Source organism: Cystobacter fuscus, from assembly GCF_044360685.1.
Taxonomy (GTDB): Bacteria; Myxococcota; Myxococcia; order Myxococcales; family Myxococcaceae; genus Cystobacter; species Cystobacter fuscus_C.
In genome coordinates, this window is the sequence record NZ_CP043491.1 from 4,228,895 (window position 1) to 4,247,648 (window position 18,754).

An 18,754-nucleotide genomic window follows, 5' to 3' on the forward strand; every position below is an offset into this window, starting at 1 on the left:
TCATGCCATCGTTCTCCCCATCGCAGCTCCACACCCGGGCACTGGAACTGCTGCCTTCACGGGCCGCGCGCGCGCTGGAGGCGGACGCCACCCTGGGGACGTTGCTCCACGCGCTCATCGAGGCCAGCGCGCCCGCACGCACCCGCTTCGGCGTGTCCGACGACGACTTCCTCCGGGCCTTGCTGCGCCATGTGCCGGCGGATGGAGGCAGCCTGGGCACGCTGCGGACCGTCCAGGCCGAGGAGCTCGCGCTGGCACTGGGGTGCGCCGCGGGCCACCCCGTGGCCCTGGAGGAGTTCGACCAGCGCTTCGGTGCCGAGTTGAGGGGGGCATTGCAGCGGGTGGATCCTTCACCGGCCTTCGTGGACGAGGCGCTCCAGGCCGTGCGGGAACGGCTCTTCCTGCGCCGCGATCGGAGCGAGCCGAAGATCGCCTCCTATCTGGGCACGGGCCCGCTGGGGGGGTGGGCCCGCGCTGTCACGCTGCGCGTGGCCATCAACCTGCGCCGCGGCACCACGGTCGAAGTCCCCCTGGATGAGCGCCTGGCCCAGGGGCTCAAGACGGATGCCTGTGGCCCCGAGCTCCAGCTGATCAAGAGCCAGTACCGTGAGGCGTTCCAGCAGTCATTCCGCGCGGCGCTCGGCGCGCTCACGGACCAGGAACTCAACCTGCTGCGCCTGCACTTCGTGGGGGGAACGAGCCAGGAGAAGCTGGGAGAGCTCTACAACGTGCATCGGGTCACCATGGCGCGCTGGTTGGCGTACGCGCGGGAGCGGCTGCTGCTGGCCACCCAGCGGGAGCTTCAGAAGCGCCTGAAGGTGGAGGCGGAGGAGCTGCACGACATCCTGGAGCTGGTGCGCAGCCAGCTCGCCATCACCCTCACCCGGGCGCTGGCCTGAGCGCGCCTCAATCACGCCACCGCACGTAGCGCAACATGGCGCGGCAATGGCTCCGAGCGCGGGAGTGGCTTTTCACTCGTTTACTTCAATCCAGACATCCCTCGCGCTGTTTCATCCCGCGAGGAGCAGTTCTGGCGAAACCGTGTCATGACTGGGAACATGGTTCTCGGCCCTGATTGAGAACCTACAACCACGGCGAAAATCGACACGGTGTGTCAATCCAAGCTGGCGCGGCGTGTCCCTGGAATCTCAGCTCCAGTTCGTTTTTCCTGGTTTTTACAGCTTAGCACTCCCACACTGAGAAAGCGGTAAAACGTTTAACCGGGTCTGGTTTTGGACCAGGTTGGATGGTTCCAATCGCATGGGGGTCACGGCGGTGCACACGAGACATGTCGGTAGGACTGGCGTTTTCCTTCTATTGGCCGCGGCCATGGGTTCGGCCTGGAGTGGCCTTGTCCCCGAGGCGCGGGCGGCTCCGAGTGCCGCCTACAACTGGCGCAACGTCGTGACGGGAGGCGGGGGCGGCTTCATTCCGGGAATCATCTTCAACAAGAAGCAGAAGGATTTGATCTACGCCCGGACGGACATTGGCGGCGCGTACCGTTGGAATGCCGCGACCTCAAGCTGGATTCCGCTCTCCGACACGACGGGCTGGGTGGATTGGAACAAGAACGGAGTCGATGCCCTGGCCACCGATCCGGTCGAGCCGAACCGCGTCTACATGGCGACCGGCACCTATACGAACGACTGGGATACGAACGGCCAGATCATGCGTTCGACCGACAAGGGGGACACGTGGCAGGTGACGCCCCTTCCGTTCAAGGTCGGCGGCAACATGCCCGGACGCTCCATGGGGGAGCGCCTGGTGATTGATCCGAACAAGAACAACATCCTGTTCTTCGGCGCCCGCAGCGGCAACGGACTCTGGAAGAGCACGGACTACGGAGCGACCTGGACGAAGGTCACTCAATTCCCCAATCCCGGAACCTACGTTCAAGACCCGACCAACTCCTACGGGAGTGACATCGTCGGGCTGGCGTGGATCACGTTCGACCCGAGCACGGGGACGGCCGGCGGCGCGACGCAGACCGTCTACGTGGGGGTCGCGGACAAGGAGAACAACATCTTCCGCAGCACGGACGGCGGCGCCACCTGGGAGGCGATTCCCGGCCAGCCCGTCGGCTATCTGCCGCACCATGGTGAACTTGCCTCCAATGGCAACCTCTACATCTCCTATAGCGATGGCGTCGGTCCCTACGACGGCACCAAGGGAGATGTCTGGAAGTTCAACACCCAGACGGGCCTCTGGACGAACATCAGCCCCGTGCCGAGCAGCAGCACGGACAACTATTACGGCTATGGCGGTCTCGCCGTCGATGCGCAGCACCCGGACACGCTCGTGGTCGCCACGCTGAACAGCTGGTGGCCGGATGCCAACCTCTTCCGCAGCACGAACGGCGGTGCGACCTGGACGGCGATCTGGGACTGGGATGGCTACCCGAGCCGGAAGCTCCGCTACACGCAAGACATCTCGGGGGCTCCCTGGTTGTCGCTGGGCATCGAGCCCATCCCGCCGACGCCTTCCCCCAAGCTGGGCTGGATGATCGGGGATCTTGAGATCGACCCCTTCAACTCCAACCGGATGATGTACGCCACGGGCGCGACCCTGTACGGCACGAACAACCTGACGGACTGGGACAGCGGCGGCAAGGTGAACATCTCCGTCATGGCCAGGGGCATCGAGGAGACGGCCATCATGGAACTCATCAGCCCGCCGGCTGGAGCGCCGCTCCTCAGCGCCATGGGTGACATCTCCGGCTTCCGCCATGATGATCTGACGGCGCCGCCCGCCAAGACGATGTCCGTGCCGGCGTGGAGCACGACGTACGGCATCGACTACGCGGAGCTCAACCCGGGCTTCATGGTCCGCGTGGGCATGGCGGATTACTCGGCGGATGCCAATGCCAGGTCGGTGGGCCTCTCCCATGACGGAGGCGCGAACTGGTACAAGGCCTCCTCCGAGCCGGCGGGAACGAAGGGCGGGGGGACGGTCTCGGTCTCGGCCGACGGCAACGCCATCGTGTGGAGCACGTCGGACGTGGGGGTGTACTACTCGAAGTCGGGCGGCAACTCCTGGACGGCCAGCAGCGGCATTCCAGCGGGGGCGAAGATCGCCGCCGACCGCGTGAACCCGAACAAGTTCTACGCCTACTCGGCCGGCAAGCTCTATCTCAGCACCAACGGGGGCGCGACGTTCACCCAGACGGCCGCGGCGGGTCTTCCCAGCAGCGGGGCCGCCTCGCTCAAGGCCGTTCCTGGCCGCGAGGGGGACGTCTGGTTCGCGGGCGGCAATGAGAGCCCCGGCCCGTACGGCCTGTGGCATTCGACCGACTCCGGCGCGTCCTTCACGAAGCTGGCGAACGTGCAGGAGGCCGACGGGGTCGGGTTCGGGAAGGCGGCGCCGGGTCAGAGCTACATGGCCCTGTACGTCATCGCCAGGATCGAGGGTGTGCGCGGCTTCTTCCGCTCGGACGATGCGGGCGCTTCCTGGGTGAGGGTCAACGACGCTCAGCATCAATACGCGAGGGTCACGACGATCACCGGGGATCCGCGGGTGTACGGCCGCGTCTATGTGGGCACGAACGGCCGGGGGATCGTCTATGGCGACCCCGTGGGCGGCACGCCGGACCCGGATCCGGTCAAGCAGTCGACCATCAGCCCGACGAGCTCTTCCTTCGACAAGAAGACGGGCAATCAAGCGGACATCACCGTGACGATGACGCTGAACGGGAACACCTTCGGCGGCATCAAGAATGGCTCGGCGACGCTCGTGTCGGGCACGGATTACACCGTCTCCGGCTCGATCGTGACCCTGTCGAAGGGCTATCTGGCCAGTCAGCCGGTCGGGACGACGAACCTGACCTTCCAGTTCAGCGCGGGCACGTCCCCCGTTCTGGCCATCACGGTGATCGATACGACCTCCGCTGGCTCGGGGAACATCAAGGTGCAGATGTACAACGGGTCCACGGCGGCGACCGTCAATGGCATCAGCCCGAGGTTCAAGCTGATCAATACGGGAACGAGCGCGGTCGTGCTCTCGACCGTCAAGCTCCGCTACTACTACACCATTGACGGGGAGAAGGCGCAGAGCTTCTTCTGCGACTGGTCCCATGTGGGTGGCGCGAATGTCACCGGAAGCTTCGTCAAGATGGCGACACCGACCACCGGTGCCGATCACTACCTCGAGGTTGGCTTCACGAGCGGAGCAGGCAGCCTCGCGGCCGGGCAGAGCATCGAGGTTCAGATCCGGTTCTCCAAATCCGACTGGAGCAACTACACGCAGTCGGGCGACTACTCCTTTGCCTCGACGGGCGCCACGTATGCGGACTGGAGCAAGACGACCGGATACATCTCCGGCGGCCTCCAGTGGGGCCTCGAGCCCTGACACCGTGAAGTGAACGTCCCGGCCCGGAGCGGACCTTCATTCCTCTCCGGGCCGGCGTGCCATCGGTGTCTCGTCATCCGCCTTGCCGTGGTGCTTTGGATGGGTGAGCATTTCCAGATGCCCGTCACCGAAACAGTTCGGCTCCGGGAGAGCTGCCTGCGGATTGTCGACGCGTTCGCGTCACGGCCGGAGTTCTCCCACATGAGTTCCCTGTCCGTGAGCATCAACGGGCATGTCCTCTTCGAGGAGCACCGGCGCGGACAGGGAATCGCGGACACGTTCTCCGTGACCAAGAGCGTGCTGGCCACCCTGGTGGGGGCCGCCGTCGGTGATGGGCTGATCGAGGACCTCGACGACCCTCTTGGAGGTCCGCTCGGCCTTCCGGCCGGACATCCCGCGGCCGGTCACACCTGGCGACACCTGCTCACGCAGACACGAGGATGCGCCACCGATGGACCGTGGGACATCGACGAGCTCATGGCCCTGCCGCGAGGGTGGGTGGACCACGTGCTGGCCGCGCCGCGGCTCCACGCGCCGGGAACGGCCTTTCGCTATGACAGTGGTGGCGTCCACGTCCTCGGGGCCGCGTTGAGCGCCGTGGTGGGGCGTCCATTGTCGGCGTACGCGGAGGAGCGGCTCTTCGCTCCGCTGGGCATCGACGAATGGTTCTGGCCGCGTGACCCGGAGGGCCGGGCCTACGGGTTCGGCCATCTGCGTCTGAGCCCGGAGTCACTCAGGCGGCTCGGCGAACTCTGGCTCGGTTTGGGGACGTGGCGAGGGCGGAGCCTCGTGCCGGAGGCGTACATGCGGGAGATGGTCCGGGAGCAATCGGCCGGTGGCCCACCCGAGGGCACCGCCCACGGCTATCTCACGTGGGTGGAGCGGGGCTACTTCTTCGCTGGTGGGTGGGCGGGGCAGCACGTGGTCGTGGTGCCGTCGGCACATGCGGTGGTGGTGACGACGGGGGACCCGGGCTTCGACCCGGGTCCCCCGCCCACCGACCGGATGCCACCGAACTGGCGGCCGGGTCTGGACCTGGTTCGGACGCAGCTGCTGCCACTGCTCCTGCCTTGACCACGACGGAGGAGGGGAGCGCTTCATGCGGCCTTCTCGGCTCCGGGTTCCTCGTGGAGGGTGAGGGTCCTGCGCATGAGGAACCGGAGGATGAGGTACACCAGGAGCCCTGTGGGGCCATACATCATGGTCAACAGGACACAGGGAGCCACCGCCAGATGGGGGAGTCCGCGACGCCCCGCATCCCGGACGATCCACGCGCCGACGAACAGGTCGAACGCCAGATAGTGGATCCAACAGAGCACCGCCACCCAGGGCTCGCTGAAGAGCAGCATGGCACCCCGGAGGCTCGCCGCGCTGGCCCCTTCTGGGATGGAAGCACTCAGCTGCAATCCCAGCATCATGCCGAGATGTGCCACGCCCAGCAGCACGGGGAGCAGCACGGAGTGGACCAGCCGCCGCGTCCACTTCCAGCGCGGGGCGAACAGCAGCAGGGCCCACGCGGGAAACACACCATAATTGAAGAGGTTGAATACGGTTTCGACTCTCATACAGCCCTCCAGTTCGGCACTGCGGATGGGGAATCGCGGATGAATCGACGCGGCGAATGAGAGCCGTGGCCCTGGATGCCTTTCGGGCTGCTCGCCCCGTCGGACGACGGACGGCGAGCGAGCGCGAGGCAGCCATCCGCTGGCGAGCAGCGGGGCCTCGGAGCGTTCGCTTGTCGGGTTCCTTACTCCGCCGTCACCGGCTCACGACGTGAACTCCCGCGGAAACCCGCGGAGCGTTGTCGCGATGGCGCAATCGGGCGGCCAATGGGCGACGGCCTACCAGGAGCGATAGGCGATTCACCTCGAAAGGCCGCGTGGCGGAGGATGTCTAGCGAGAGGAGATCATGAGAGACGCGGGGGACGCGTCGAGATAGAAGCTACACCTCGTCCCCGGATTTGCAATGGTCTTTTTCGCGGGACACGCCCGGTCAGGCGGCAGCCTGGGGACTGACGCCGAGGGCGTGACACGGCAGACTCCAGCCATGACAACCCCTGCCGTCGTGGAAATCGGCCACCGGGACACCGTATTGCAAGCCGCCTTCTGTGACTACGTGCCTCGGGTCTTTCGCACCGTGGATTTCCGGCGTTGGTGCGAGTGGGGTGCATGGAACGAGGACTACCGAGCCTTCGCGGTGCTCGACGAGGGGCGCGTGGTGGCCAATGCGTCGGTGACGCGGATGCGGCTGTGGGTCGAGGGCCGCGAGGTCATCGGCTACCAGTTCGGCGCGGTCGGCTGTGTGCCCTCCCACCGGGGGAGGGGGTTGTCGCGGGTGGTGATGATCGCGGCGCTCGAGTCTTGCGGCGAAGCGCCCGTGCTGTTGTTCGCCAACAAGAACGTGCTTGGCTTCTATCCGCGCTTCGGGTTCACGCCTCGGGAGCAGGCGCTGTTCGGTGCTGGGTTCCACGCGGTGCCCGGAGGCGAGCCCGCGCCGGTGCTCGAGCTGGCGGAGGCCCACGTGCGCGAGGGACTGGTCTCGCTGTCCGAAGAGGGACTCGCGGTGACCGAGCGCTTCGGCGCACGCGGCCATGCGAGGATCGCGAGCTGGTATGCGGCGAATGCCTTCTCGCGACCCCTGCGCCAGCTGCACGCCGATGCCTGGGTGTTCGCCAGCGTCGAGAACGGCACGCTCTACATCGACGACATCTTCGCGCGTGAGCCCTTCGATCTGCGGCCCCACATTCCGCGATTGATTGATCAGCCCGTCACCGCGGTTCGCTTCGGCTTCACTCCCGAACGTTGGTGGCCTCGGGCGGATGTCGTCGGCGAGGACACGGAGGCCTACCTCTTCGTGCGCAACGTGCTGCCACCGCCCGGGCCCCATCGGTTCCCGGTGATGGCACGAACGTGATGCCTCTGGGGCGCAGGGGCCACTCCTCGGCCCCTCCGCCTATGCGCCGAGGCCTACCACGTGTACAAGCCCGCCCACGCGTACGTCCCACCCGACACGGCGAAGTAGTAGTAACCGTCGGACGAGCGCGTCAAAGGCATCTGGCTGCAGGTTCGCGCCTGTCCATCCACGGTGATCGTCCGGCCGTCGAAGTTGTGGCAACCCCAGCCGTTGATGTTGGCGTTGGTCCGGTAGCACACCGCGCCGGTCGTGTTGAAGTTGCCCGTACTGCCCGAGAACGTGATGGGGTTGGAGCACGTCGTGCCGCTTCCGCTCGTGTTGAACGTCGCGGACACCGAACGCGCGGCCGTCATCGACACCGTGCAGGTTCCCGTGCCACTGCACGCACCGCTCCAGCCGGCGAACGTCGAGCCGCTCGCCGCGGTCGCGGTGAGCGTCACGGACGCGCCGCTCGAGTAGTTCGCGCTGCACGTGCTTCCACACTCAATCCCCGCCGGCGACGACGTCACCGTGCCACTGCCCGTGCCCGACTTCGTGACCGTGAGCGTGAAGTTGCCCGTGTTGCCGATACCGGCGCCTCGCCGGATGGCACTCAGCGCGCCTTGATCGACGACGGCGCCGCTGCTCCGGTTGAACAAGGCGAAGCCGTTGGTCTGACTGGGGCTGACGCCGTTGTCCCAGTAGAAGGTCTTGATGCCGTTGGTAGCCGCGGCGCGATTGACGTACTCGAGGTAGTACTGCCGCGATTCCAGGTTGAGGTTCGGACGCGTCGCCACGCCGTACTCGCCGATGATCACCGGGACCCCCTGGTTGACCCACTTCGCCTTCACGCGCGCGAACAGGTCGTCATGGTAGGCCTCCTGCGCCCAGGAGCATGCGCTCTGCGACGGATAGGAGGCGCCCCAGGACGAGCACACGTTGTTGGTGTTCAGCGTGAAGTCGTAGGGATCGTAGTGATGGACCTCGACGATCAGCCGGTTCGCGATCGTGTCCGTCGGCAGAGAGAAGTAATCGAGGCCGTGCCAGCTGTTCGTATTGTAGGTCTGCACCACCAGTGTCCGGGATGCGTTGTTCCCGCCCGTCGCGCGCACGGCGTCGACGAAGGTCTGGAGGTACGACTGCTGCACGGTGATGTGCTCGGCCGTCGGCGTGCCGTAGTCGGCATGGACCTCGTTGGTGCCGGCGAACAGCAGGCGCTCGTTGTAGTTCTTGAAGTTGTTGGCGATCTGCGTCCAGTAGGCGCGCTGTTTCTGGTTGACGGCCTGCTGATGCGAATACAACGGGTGCTCCTCGAGCCAGCCACCGTCCCAGTGGATGTTGAGGACCACATACATCCCCTGGCCATAGGCGTAGTCCACCACCTCCTTCACCCGAGCCATCCAGGCCGGATCGATCGTGAGCGTGCTCTGATCGGCGTGGCAATCCCAGGCGGCGGGAATGCGCACGGCATTGAACCCGGCGGCCTTGACGCTGTTGATGAACTGCTGGGTGACGGCCGGGTTGCCCCACGCGGTCTCACCGCAGATGGCCTCGAGCGTATTCCCGAGGTTCCAGCCGATGGTGATCTGGCCGGCCACCTGCGACGCCGGCGGAAGCGTCTGGGCGAATGCGGCCACCGGCAGGATGAGCATGGCCATACAGAGGCGCAAAGCACGTTTGAACCACGGAATCGAGTGCGGACTCATGGGGAACTCCGTTTCTTGAACCAGGTGACCCAATGAGTGTATCCATATCTGGAAAACGTTTTCAATGGATAGTGGGAAATAACCGTGTGGCGAGGTTCTCTTGCTGGAGATGCGAGAGAAATGAATTCATGTGTTCAGCCATGAATACCGTTTTCCCCTCCTGCCGGGCGCGCACGAATGGCTGATTCGAGAGCACGAGGGGTCGGTCTTCCAGGCTATCTTCCCGGACATGCACGTGGACAGGAACGAGGGACACATGCGACCGGAAGACAAGCCGCACCTGATGCACGCCATCGACCTCGCGCGACGGGCCCGGGCTCGGGGGAACCATCCCTTCGGCTCGGTGCTGGTGGATGCGAGGGGACGCGTCCTGCTGGAGGGGGAGAACACCCAAGGAACGACGGGGGACTGCACCGGCCACGCGGAGTCCAACCTCATGGGAGAGGCCACCCGGCGATACCGTCCCGAGGAACTCGCGGACTCCACCCTCTACGCCAGTACCGAGCCGTGTGCCATGTGCGCGGGTGCCATCTTCTGGGGCGGTGTGCGGCGGGTCGTCTTCGCGCTCTCCTCCGAGGATCTGAGCCAGTTCCTCGACTCCTCCGCGCCCACCCTTCGCATGTCCTGCCGCGACGTCTTCGCCCGCGGCTCCTCGCCCACCGAGGTGGTGGGCCCGGTGGCGTTGCCGGAGGCCCATGAGGTGCACGAGGGCTTCTGGAAATCGTAAGGGGAGCACTGCGCCGGAGATGGGCGAGGCGGAGGATCGCGGGGGGGGGCACGCCGCGCGAGCTCTCCGGTGGTTACCCCGCCTTGGGCGCGGGCCGCTCGGTGTCATCCTCGCTGATGGCCAGGTACTGCGGGTAGTACTTGGCCACCCACAAGTGGGCCAGCGCCGACTTGGTGAGGCTCTTGAGGTAGTAATTGATGGGCACCCCGATGTTCCCGGCAAGGGCCTTGTCCACGTAGTCCTCAAAGGCCGTCATCAGCGAGTTGATGTCCAGCATCTTGTTCTCGCGCGCATCGAGATCGCTCAGGCCGCTCATCACGCTCTTGATTTGGGTGGCCTGCATCTGCGTCATCTGACCGCCCGTCCGGGCCGCTTCCGCGGCGGCGGCGACGGAATCCATGTCCGTGGCGGTGGCATTCTGCAGCGCGGCCAACTTCTCCATCATGGCGGCGCCATCGAACTCGGCGAACTGCTTGACTCCGAGCTTCACCATGTTGGATTTGATGGAGGGAATCGACCCCATGGTGATGACGCTGCAGTGGGAGTTGACCTGCTGCATGCTCAGCAGTCGCTTGACGTCGGCCGAAAACGATTCCGAAACACCAAACCCGCCCTCCGCGTTCGCGAACCAACTGCCTGTCTTCATCATCGCCTGCATATTGGCGGCAGCCGACAGCATCGTCTGGTTGCTCCGCGTCGACTCGCTCCTCAGCACGTGGACCATGCCCACGAAGCTCGAGCCGTAGGTGGCCCCCGAGAGCAGCTTCAAGGCATTGGGGCTGGAGGTCTTGGCATTGATGACGGACGCAACCATCTGCTCCGGATGATCGGTCGAGATGGCATCCCCCGGGAAGAACTCGTTCCAGACCCGGATCGCCTTGTCAGGGTCGATGATCAGGGGGGCGAGCAGCGCCGCGTCCTTGTGGGTGCAGCCCGCGGTGATCACCAATGTGCCCGCGACATCGTGATTCTGGTATTGGGACGAGATTTGCGCCTGGGCGGAGGCCCCCGCCTGGACGCTGCGCTCCGTGCCCAGGAAGCTGGTCGAAGCGGCCACATACGTCTTGATCGTGTGTGCCACGCTCTCCGAGCCCTGCCGGTTCTCCTCATTGGAGAAATACTGCGCGTCCATCTTGATCGAGTCCGCGGACAGCGGCATCTTCTTGATCTGGGTCCTGACGTAGTCGATCGGGCTCTCGACATTGGCGGTCACGGGCACCGAGGCACGGGCTCCCCTGGCTTTGAGGATGTTGTTCTGTCCCTGGATGCTCGCGGTGGCGTATTCCACGGCCGCCTTGGAGATGTCATCCCCCAGCTTGCCGGCGGCGGCGATCACGTCCTTGGGGTCAACGCCCATCCCAGTCAACTCCTGGATGGTCATGTCGATGCTTCGCTTGGAGAGGATGAGCGCGTTGAGCTTCTCGTGGGCCGCATCCACGGGGGCCGCCGCGGCGGAGACATCCAGGATGGCTTTCAGGAGCTTCTCGTCAACGAGGTTGCCCAAGACCAGGGCGGGATCGTACGGGATGCTTTGCATGGTTCTTCCTTCGCTCGGCCAGCTGTGTGTTGTTTTCCAGAATCCGCTGACGGCGCCATGGGCGTCGCTTGTACTGAGACGCCGGGGCATCACGCCTTGTGACTGCGCTGTCCGCGCCTGCCTCGGTCCGGGATGAAGCGGCAGGGCGCCCTCACCGACGAGGACGTGCGGATGGGACCCCGGAGCCGAGCAGACAGTCCGCTCGTGGATGTGCGCCACGCGGAAGCGGGTGGGGCTCGAGGTGACCCGATGTTGGAGGAGGAGCGGGGGAGTCTCCGGCGTGGAGACATCCTGGAGACGAGAAGCAGCCCGAAAACACCGAGGCCGGAAACCCCTGATCGCTCAGTGGCTTCCGGCCTCGGCTTTTGTGTCCCCGACGGGATTCGAACCCGTGTTACCGGCTTGAAAGGCCAGCGTCCTGGGCCTCTAGACGACGGGGACGGCTCCTTCTACTTCTGTGAGTCGCGGGGGGCTCGAACCCCCGACCCTCGGCTTAAAAGGCCGGTGCTCTACCAGCTGAGCTAGCGACTCGCACTATTCTTTTTTACGGGACCCTCCGATTTCCGCAAGGCCCCTCGGCTCGGCCCCTCTCTACCAGCACTCGTTCCGGAGTTCTACTCCCGATCCAGCTCCCTGTTTCCCATCAACCCCCAGGTGCCCCGAGCGGCCTCCCGCCGCTGGCTGGCGCTCCCCGGGCGAGGCGCTATACCGGAAGCATGCGCCGCGACAGCCGACACTCCGAGGGAGCACCCGAGGAACCCGACGATCTGGACCTGGAAGGGGAGGAGGACGAGGAGCCCGTCTCCAAGCCCCGGCGCTACCTCACCCGGGCGGGGGCCGAGCGCATGCACAAGGAGCTGCTGCGGCTGCTCAACGAGGAGCGCCCCAAGGTCACCGCCGAGGTGTCCGCCGCCGCCGCCCAGGGAGATCGCTCGGAGAACGCCGAGTACATCTACGGCAAGAAGCGCCTGCGGGAGATCGACCGGCGGCTGCGCTTCCTGCAGAAGCGCCTGGACACCGCGACCATCGTCGTGCCGTCCGAGCAGACGGACACCGAGCACGTCTACTTCGGTGCCACGGTCACGCTCGAGGACGAGGACGGCGGGCGGGTGACCTATCAGATCGTGGGCTCGGACGAGATCGACACCGCGGGCGGGCGCATCAGCGTGGAGTCTCCCCTGGCCCGGGCCCTGCTGCGCAAGAAGGTCGGTGACACCGTGGAGGTCATCCGGCCCAGAGGGGAGATCGAGTACACCCTCGTCCAGATCCGCTACGTGTAGCGGCCTGTTCGCCCGGGTGCGTCATGCAACGCCCGGCTGGCGCTTGCGTGTCCTCTCCGGGTCTTTGTCCACTGCTCCGGGAGTTCGGGCGATTGGGGACTGTCCTCGTCGCCGGACGCGTTAAAACTCCCAGGAGGTCCCGAAACGGCTTCGTCGGGCTTCCTGCCGAGGAAGCGAGCCCTATATTCGGGAAGAGTAGAGCAGGCGCAGCGCAGTTCGTCAGTCGGAGTCCCGTCGCACGGTCGGTCCATCGGTCGCACCCACTTCGAGGTCGCGCTCCACACGATGCGAAAGAACTTCATCCTCGACACCAACGTCCTTCTCCACGATCCGCGCTCCATCTACGGGTTCAGAGAACACAACGTCATCATCCCCATCTACGTCATCGAGGAGATTGATCAGTTCAAGCGCGATCTCTCCGAGCTGGGCCGCAACGCGCGCCTGGTCGCGCGCTACCTGGATTCCTTCCGGGAAGAGGGCTCGCTGAAGGAGGGCGTGCGCCTGCCGCATGGCGGCGTGCTGCGGGTGTGTTTCACCGAGCGTGAAGCGCCCCTGTCCATGGCGGACAGGGATCTGATGGACAACCGCATCCTGGCGGTGGCGCTGGACTTGATGGAGCGCGAGCCCCAGTCCCCGGCCGTCTTCATCACCAAGGACACCAACCTGCGCATCCGCGCGGATGCCCTGGGCCTGCTCGCCGAGGACTATGACGCGGAGCGCGTGGAGATCACCGAGCTGTACACGGGCTTCACCGAGCGGCTGGTGCCTCGGGAGATGGTGGACCAGATGTACAAGTCCGGCGCGGAGGTGGAGATCTCCGGCCAGGACACGCTCTCGCCGCACCAGTTCATCCTCCTCAAGGACGAGACGAACCCGTCCCACGCCGCCATGGGCCGCTTCAACGCCTCCCGGGGGCGGGTGGTGCCGCTCTCTCGCGGCATCAAGGAGGGGGTCTGGGGCATCCGGCCGCGCAACATGGAGCAGAGCTTCGCCCTGGATCTGCTGATGAACGACGAGATCAAGCTCGTCACCATCGTGGGCAAGGCGGGCACGGGCAAGACGCTGCTGGCCATCGCCGCGGGCCTGCACAAGGTGACCGAGGAGAACGTCTACCAGAAGCTGCTCGTCAGCCGGCCCGTCTTCCCCCTCGGCCGCGACATCGGGTTCCTGCCCGGGACGCTCGAGGAGAAGATGAACCCGTGGATGCAGCCCATCTTCGACAACGTGGAGTTCCTCATGAACCTCAGCCGCGCCGACAAGAAGGCCGGCCGGGGCTACCACGAGCTCATCGACCTGGGGCTGATGGAGATCGAGGCGCTCACCTACATCCGTGGGCGCAGCATCCCCAACCAGTACATCATCATCGACGAGGCCCAGAACCTCACGCCCCATGAGGTGAAGACCATCATCACGCGCGTGGGGGACAACACGAAAATCATTCTCACCGGGGACCCGTTCCAGATAGACAACCCCTACGTGGACGCGACCAGCAACGGACTCGTCCACGTGGTCAACCGGTTCAAGAACGAGAAGATCGCGGGCCACATCACCATGACCAAGGGCGAGCGCAGCGCCCTGGCCGAGCTCGCCGCCAACCTTCTCTAGCGCCCTGCGCCACGGGAGGAGTCAGTCATGTCGGGAGACGGTACGCAGCAGGATCCCGCCCAGGGCACGGGCGGCGAGCAGGAGAAGAAGCCGCTCATCGACTACCCGACCGTCTACACCTTCAAGGTGATGGGGCGGCGGGCCCCTGACTTCGTCGAGTACGTGCGCGACCTCTTCCGCACGTACATGGGGACGGAGATCTCTCCGGACTCCATCCAGGAGCAGTCCAGCAGCAAGGGGACGTACGTGTCGGTCAGCGTGTCCGTCTACCTGCTGTCCGAAGAGCACCGCCGTTCCATCTACGTGCGGCTCAAGGAGGAGCCGCGCGTCGTCTACTACCTCTGAAGGCGGCCAATCCGGGGCCTGGAGCCCTGGAGGAGAGGGGAATTGGAGATTCCCGGACATCGGTGTAGAAGGGACGTGTCATGAGTGTGGCCGAGCCCTTTCCGCTCTACTTCCCCGGTGATGCTCGGCGTCCCTTTGGCTCCGAGCTGGCAACCCGGCGCTTCGCCAAGGTGGCTCAACTGGAAGAGGGAGGGCGCGTTCTGGATCTGGGGTGCGGCCCCTCCATCCAGGCCGGCGTCGTGCTCGCCCAGGAGTTCGGTTGCTCCGTGGTGGCCGCGCACTGGGACGAGGCGCAGCTCTCGCGCATGCGCGAGCGTGTTCACGCGCTCGCCCTGGACGGGCGTGTCGAGGTGCGGCGGGTGGACCTGGGCCGTCCCGCCTTCCGCGAGGGAGAGTTCGACGCCATCCTCTGCCAGGGCCCGATCGTGATGGCCCTGCCCGATGCCCTGCGCTCGCTCCGGCCCTTCCTGGCCCACCATGGACGGCTGGGCCTCACCTATCCGGTGCGCGTGGGCCGGGTGACTCCGCGCGCGGTGCTCGAGTTCTGGGAACGCCGTCTGGGCGCGCCCCTGTTGCTGCCTCGCGAGCTGCTCCAGCAGCTGTCTTCGTCGGGCTTCGAGCCCGAGTCCGTCGAGTCCCTCCAGGACTCCGAGCTGGATGCGCTCTACCGGGAACTCACCCCCTACCTCGAGCAGGCGCCCGCCGAGTCCATCCAGTGGCTGCGCGAGGAGATGGCCCTGCACCGTGAAAATGGGACGGCCACCTCCAGCTACGCCTTCGTCGTGGGTCGCCGCCGGGAGCCGGGAGAGAAGCCACCCGCCTCGCGCGACCGCGGCTAGCCCGCCGCGCGGTACGCTGCTCGGACGGACGCCCTCCCGCCGGGAAGGCGTCGTCTCGCGTTCACTGCCCCTGGCTCACTGCACCGAGGGCTGGAAGTCCAGCAGCTCCACGGACTCGGCCGCCATCCCGAGCGTCACTTCCCGCCGGTAGCCCGCCGCGTCTCCACCGATCTGGAACGGCATCGGCCTGCTGAAGCGCAGGTGCACCTCGCGCGCGTAGAAGTCATGCAGGCCTTCGGGGAACCAGCGGCCCGCCCACAGCTTCGGAAGGTTCGCCAGCACGTGGGGCGGGTTCAACTGGCCCAGGCGCAGCTGCATCATCCCCGGGCGCTGTCCCGCGAAGGGGAACATGCGGAAGCCGTAGCCGTAGTAGGGCATCGTCGCCGCCGCCGCCATGATGAGCTCGCCCTTGAAGAGTCTCGCTCCGGGGGCGAAGGGCTCGCCCACGGGTCTGCCATCCGGGCCCACGCGGAACGCCGGGCCGGCCTGTCCATTGGTGACCTCACACTCCACCCGCGTGGGATTCGTCAGGTAGTGCGGCACCGTCTTGAAGGCCACCGCCGAGAAGTAGCCTCCCGGGCCCGACATGAGCTTCTTGAGCAGGCCCCGGCCCAGGTGATCCTTCACCCAGAGGTAGTCGTTGAGCAGCTTCCCATCCACGCCCAGGCCCGCGAAGGGCGTGCGCGTGCCGTCCACCATCAGCAGCTCCATGCTCCGCTGGTGGGACACCTTGCCGGCACTCGCCCGGGTCACGTCCTGGAGGATGCCCTCCATGCCCCCATTGGAGTTCACGTACGAGGCCAGTCCGTTGCCCGTGCCCAGCTTGAGCACGCCCACGCGGGGCGCCTGCTTGCCGGCGAACCGGCCACGCGGCTCCAACTGACGGAACATCTCGTTCACCACGCCCAGGAACGTCCCGTCACCTCCTCCCGTCATCACCACCGGGTAGCCGCGCTCCAGGATCGTCTGGACGATGCGCCGACAGTCCAGCTCCGAGCGCGACAGGAAGAGATCCTGCTCCGGGACCACGTGCGACAGGAACTTTACCAGCCGGGCGTCGACCTGGCGGGCGTTGGCATTCAGCAGGACCGCGAGTCGATGCTCGGGCGCCCCGAGGACGGACGGGCTGGAGCGCGCTTCGACGGACCGCAGGGGCTGAACCATCATGGGTGCTGCCTCCACGAAGAAATCAGGTGCCCACCGCGACCTCGCGGCGAGCCCCCCTGAGTCTGTGCACGTTCTCCGCCAGCGGCTGACGCGAGGCGTTACCTGTCCTTTCCCCAGGAGTTCCAAGGGGTTGCGGCACGGGTTCGCGCGGGAGCCCTCCGGTGGATTGGTACCCGCGGGTGGCGGAAGTGGAGAATGGTTTACGCACCTGGCACCCGCGCGTGGCCGGTTCGTCACCCGGGAAGCACTCGGTTTGACACCCCGGGGTGGGTGGTTACGTTGGTCACACGACGGAAGCACTCCAGCCTTTCGCGGTAATTTTCCCAGTTATTTCCGGAGGTTGTACACCGTGGGCAAGATCATCGGCATCGACTTGGGCACGACCAACAGCGTGGTCGCCATCATGGAGGGCCGCGAGCCCAAGGTCCTCACCAATGAGGAGGGCACGCGCACGACTCCCTCGGTCGTTGCCTTCGCCAAGGACGGGGAGCGGCTCGTGGGGCAGGTGGCCAAGCGTCAGGCCATCACCAACCCGGAGCGCACCATCTACTCCATCAAGCGCTTCATGGGCCGGCGCTACGAGGAGACCACCGAGGAGGCGAAGCTCGTTCCCTACAAGGTGGTGCGGGGCCCCAACGGCGACGCGCGCGTGGACCTCGACGGCAAGCAGTACAGCGCGCCGGAGATCTCCGCGCAGGTGCTGCTCAAGCTCAAGCGCGCCGCGGAGAACTACCTGGGCGAGAAGGTGACCGAGGCGGTCATCACCGTGCCGGCCTACTTCAACGACGCCCAGCGCCAGGCGACCAAGGACGCGGGCGAGATCGCCGGCCTCACCGTGCGCCGCATCGTCAACGAGCCGACCGCGGCGGCGCTCGCCTACGGCCTGGACAAGAAGAAGGACGAGAAGATCGCCGTCTATGACTTCGGCGGCGGCACGTTCGACATCTCCATCCTGGAGGTGGGCGAGAACGTGGTCGAGGTGCTCGCCACCAACGGCGATACGCACCTGGGCGGCGACAACATCGACCTGACCCTGATGAACTGGCTCATCGCCGAGTTCAAGAAGGACACGGGCATCGACGTCGCCAAGGACAAGATGGTGCTGCAGCGCCTCAAGGAGGCCGCGGAGAAGGCGAAGATCGAGCTGTCCTCCACCATGGAGACGGAGATCAACCTGCCGTTCCTCACGGCGGACGCCACGGGCCCCAAGCACCTCAACGTGCGGCTCACGCGCGCCAAGTTCGAGTCGATGATCAGCGACCTCGTCGAGCGCTCGCTGGAGCCGTGCCGCAAGTGCCTCAAGGACTCGGGCCTGAGCGTGGGGGATCTGCACGAGGTGGTGCTCGTGGGCGGCTCCACGCGCATCCCGATGGTGCAGGAGGCCGTCAAGAAGCTGTTCGGCAAGGAGCCCAACCGCTCCGTGAACCCGGACGAGGTGGTGGCCGTGGGCGCGGCGGTGCAGGCCGGCGTGCTCTCCGGCGAGGTGAAGGACATCCTCCTGCTGGACGTGACCCCGCTGTCGCTGGGCGTGGAGACGCTGGGCGGCGTGATGACCAAGCTCATCGAGCGCAACACCACCATCCCCACCCGCAAGTCGGAGACCTTCTCCACGGCGGCGGACGGCCAGACGCAGGTGGAGATCCACGTGCTGCAGGGTGAGCGCGAGATGGCGGCGGACAACCGCAGCCTCGGCCGTTTCCACCTGACCGGCATGCCCCCGGCGCCGCGCGGCGTGCCGCAGATCGAGGTGACGTTCGACATCGACGCCAACGGCATCCTCAACGTCAACGCCAAGGACAAGGCGACGGGCAAGGAGCAGAAGGTCACCATCTCCCACTCCTCGGGTCTGGCCAAGGACGAGGTGGAGAAGATGGTTCGCACCGCCAAGGAGAACGAGGCGGCCGACAAGGCCCGCCGCGAGCTGGTGGAGGTGAAGAACCAGGCCGAGGCCCAGGTGTACGCGGCCGAGAAGCTGGTGAAGGAGAACCGCGAGAAGCTCCCCGCGGACGCCGTGTCCGCGATCGAGGCGGCCATCAAGGGCGTCAACGACGTGCGCGAGGGCGACAACAAGGACGCCATCAAGAGCGCCCTGGATGCGCTGCAGCAGGCCAGCTACAAGGTGGCCGAGGAGATGTACAAGGCCACGGGTGGCGCCCCGGGTGGCGAGGCCGGCGCGCCTCCTCCGGGCGCCGAGCAGGGCGCGGCTCCGGGCAGCTCGGCCAAGCCCAAGGACGACGTGGTGGACGCCGAGTTCCGCCAGTCGTGATGCGGTGAGTTGAAGTCCACGAGGGCCGGCGCTCCTCCCACGAGG

14 protein-coding genes and 2 tRNA genes are annotated in these 18,754 nt (G+C 66.1%); 10 read left to right on the forward strand and 6 right to left on the reverse strand.

The window, feature by feature from the left end; all coding sequences use genetic code 11:
- The first annotated feature begins 2 nt into the window (after positions 1 to 2).
- The 3 genes from F0U63_RS17395 to F0U63_RS17405 all read left to right on the forward strand — a co-directional run bounded on the left by F0U63_RS17395 (position 3) and on the right by F0U63_RS17405 (position 5,418).
- On the forward strand, positions 3 to 899 hold the full coding sequence (locus tag F0U63_RS17395; protein WP_395847036.1) for a sigma-70 family RNA polymerase sigma factor: 897 nt from the start codon (positions 3 to 5) through the stop codon (positions 897 to 899).
- A 430-nt stretch (positions 900 to 1,329) separates the two neighbouring features.
- On the forward strand, positions 1,330 to 4,344 hold the full coding sequence (locus F0U63_RS17400) for a X2-like carbohydrate binding domain-containing protein (RefSeq protein WP_395847037.1): 3,015 nt from the start codon (positions 1,330 to 1,332) through the stop codon (positions 4,342 to 4,344).
- A gap of 201 nt (positions 4,345 to 4,545) precedes the next feature.
- Positions 4,546 to 5,418, forward strand: a complete 873-nt coding sequence (locus F0U63_RS17405) for a serine hydrolase domain-containing protein (RefSeq protein WP_395847038.1) — start codon at positions 4,546 to 4,548, stop codon at positions 5,416 to 5,418.
- Positions 5,419 to 5,441: 23 nt separating this feature from the next.
- On the opposite strand, the gene F0U63_RS17410 is transcribed toward F0U63_RS17405, so the two are convergent.
- On the reverse strand, positions 5,442 to 5,909 hold the full coding sequence (locus F0U63_RS17410) for an ABA4-like family protein (RefSeq protein WP_395847039.1): 468 nt from the start codon (positions 5,907 to 5,909) through the stop codon (positions 5,442 to 5,444).
- A 482-nt stretch (positions 5,910 to 6,391) separates the two neighbouring features.
- Between F0U63_RS17410 and F0U63_RS17415 the strand changes: the two genes are divergently transcribed.
- Complete coding sequence (locus tag F0U63_RS17415; RefSeq protein ID WP_395847040.1) at positions 6,392 to 7,258, forward strand: GNAT family N-acetyltransferase; 867 nt, start codon at positions 6,392 to 6,394, stop codon at positions 7,256 to 7,258.
- A 53-nt stretch (positions 7,259 to 7,311) separates the two neighbouring features.
- Here F0U63_RS17415 and F0U63_RS17420 read toward each other — a convergent pair whose 3' ends face one another.
- Complete coding sequence (locus F0U63_RS17420) at positions 7,312 to 8,895, reverse strand: cellulase family glycosylhydrolase (protein ID WP_395847041.1); 1,584 nt, start codon at positions 8,893 to 8,895, stop codon at positions 7,312 to 7,314.
- A 304-nt stretch (positions 8,896 to 9,199) separates the two neighbouring features.
- Here F0U63_RS17420 and F0U63_RS17425 point away from each other — a divergent pair, with 304 nt between their 5' ends.
- On the forward strand, positions 9,200 to 9,670 hold the full coding sequence (locus tag F0U63_RS17425; protein ID WP_395847042.1) for a nucleoside deaminase: 471 nt from the start codon (positions 9,200 to 9,202) through the stop codon (positions 9,668 to 9,670).
- A gap of 73 nt (positions 9,671 to 9,743) precedes the next feature.
- Here F0U63_RS17425 and F0U63_RS17430 read toward each other — a convergent pair whose 3' ends face one another.
- The 3 genes from F0U63_RS17430 to F0U63_RS17440 form a co-directional block, all read right to left on the reverse strand.
- Positions 9,744 to 11,207 carry a hypothetical protein gene (locus tag F0U63_RS17430; protein ID WP_395847043.1) on the reverse strand — a complete coding sequence of 488 codons (1,464 nt, stop codon included), beginning with the start codon at positions 11,205 to 11,207 and terminating at the stop codon, positions 9,744 to 9,746.
- Positions 11,208 to 11,575: 368 nt separating this feature from the next.
- Positions 11,576 to 11,648 (reverse strand) — tRNA-Glu (locus F0U63_RS17435).
- A 17-nt stretch (positions 11,649 to 11,665) separates the two neighbouring features.
- A tRNA-Lys gene (locus F0U63_RS17440) sits at positions 11,666 to 11,738 on the reverse strand.
- A 185-nt stretch (positions 11,739 to 11,923) separates the two neighbouring features.
- Between F0U63_RS17440 and greB the strand changes: the two genes are divergently transcribed.
- From greB to F0U63_RS17460, 4 genes are all read left to right on the forward strand, one after another.
- Positions 11,924 to 12,487: a transcription elongation factor GreB gene (greB, locus tag F0U63_RS17445; RefSeq protein WP_395847044.1), complete on the forward strand. Its 564-nt coding sequence runs from the start codon at positions 11,924 to 11,926 to the stop codon at positions 12,485 to 12,487.
- Positions 12,488 to 12,772: 285 nt separating this feature from the next.
- Positions 12,773 to 14,092 (forward strand): PhoH family protein, encoded by a 1,320-nt coding sequence (locus F0U63_RS17450; RefSeq protein ID WP_395847045.1) that lies wholly within the window; start codon positions 12,773 to 12,775, stop codon positions 14,090 to 14,092.
- A 27-nt stretch (positions 14,093 to 14,119) separates the two neighbouring features.
- Positions 14,120 to 14,437, forward strand: a complete 318-nt coding sequence (locus F0U63_RS17455) for a YbeD family protein (protein WP_071904984.1) — start codon at positions 14,120 to 14,122, stop codon at positions 14,435 to 14,437.
- Positions 14,438 to 14,517: 80 nt separating this feature from the next.
- Positions 14,518 to 15,276 (forward strand): SAM-dependent methyltransferase, encoded by a 759-nt coding sequence (locus tag F0U63_RS17460; RefSeq protein ID WP_395847046.1) that lies wholly within the window; start codon positions 14,518 to 14,520, stop codon positions 15,274 to 15,276.
- Positions 15,277 to 15,351: 75 nt separating this feature from the next.
- Here F0U63_RS17460 and F0U63_RS17465 read toward each other — a convergent pair whose 3' ends face one another.
- A complete protein-coding gene (locus F0U63_RS17465) occupies positions 15,352 to 16,443 on the reverse strand; it encodes a diacylglycerol/lipid kinase family protein (protein WP_395847047.1) in 1,092 nt (363 codons plus the stop codon).
- A gap of 349 nt (positions 16,444 to 16,792) precedes the next feature.
- Here F0U63_RS17465 and dnaK point away from each other — a divergent pair, with 349 nt between their 5' ends.
- Positions 16,793 to 18,709, forward strand: coding sequence for a molecular chaperone DnaK (gene dnaK, locus F0U63_RS17470; protein WP_395847048.1), 1,917 nt, complete (start codon positions 16,793 to 16,795; stop codon positions 18,707 to 18,709).
- Positions 18,710 to 18,754 lie beyond the last annotated feature (45 nt).

Coding starts and splice junctions, on each gene's coding strand:
- F0U63_RS17395 (WP_395847036.1), top strand. CDS start 3: ATGCCATCGTTCTCCCCATCGCAGCTCCACACCCGGGCACTGGAACTG.
- F0U63_RS17465 (WP_395847047.1), bottom strand. CDS start 16,443: ATGATGGTTCAGCCCCTGCGGTCCGTCGAAGCGCGCTCCAGCCCGTCC.
- F0U63_RS17400 (WP_395847037.1), top strand. CDS start 1,330: ATGGGTTCGGCCTGGAGTGGCCTTGTCCCCGAGGCGCGGGCGGCTCCG.
- F0U63_RS17425 (WP_395847042.1), top strand. CDS start 9,200: ATGCGACCGGAAGACAAGCCGCACCTGATGCACGCCATCGACCTCGCG.
- greB (WP_395847044.1), top strand. CDS start 11,924: ATGCGCCGCGACAGCCGACACTCCGAGGGAGCACCCGAGGAACCCGAC.
- F0U63_RS17410 (WP_395847039.1), bottom strand. CDS start 5,909: ATGAGAGTCGAAACCGTATTCAACCTCTTCAATTATGGTGTGTTTCCC.
- F0U63_RS17450 (WP_395847045.1), top strand. CDS start 12,773: ATGCGAAAGAACTTCATCCTCGACACCAACGTCCTTCTCCACGATCCG.
- F0U63_RS17460 (WP_395847046.1), top strand. CDS start 14,518: ATGAGTGTGGCCGAGCCCTTTCCGCTCTACTTCCCCGGTGATGCTCGG.
- F0U63_RS17430 (WP_395847043.1), bottom strand. CDS start 11,207: ATGCAAAGCATCCCGTACGATCCCGCCCTGGTCTTGGGCAACCTCGTT.
- F0U63_RS17405 (WP_395847038.1), top strand. CDS start 4,546: ATGAGTTCCCTGTCCGTGAGCATCAACGGGCATGTCCTCTTCGAGGAG.
- F0U63_RS17415 (WP_395847040.1), top strand. CDS start 6,392: ATGACAACCCCTGCCGTCGTGGAAATCGGCCACCGGGACACCGTATTG.
- F0U63_RS17455 (WP_071904984.1), top strand. CDS start 14,120: ATGTCGGGAGACGGTACGCAGCAGGATCCCGCCCAGGGCACGGGCGGC.
- F0U63_RS17420 (WP_395847041.1), bottom strand. CDS start 8,895: ATGGCCATGCTCATCCTGCCGGTGGCCGCATTCGCCCAGACGCTTCCG.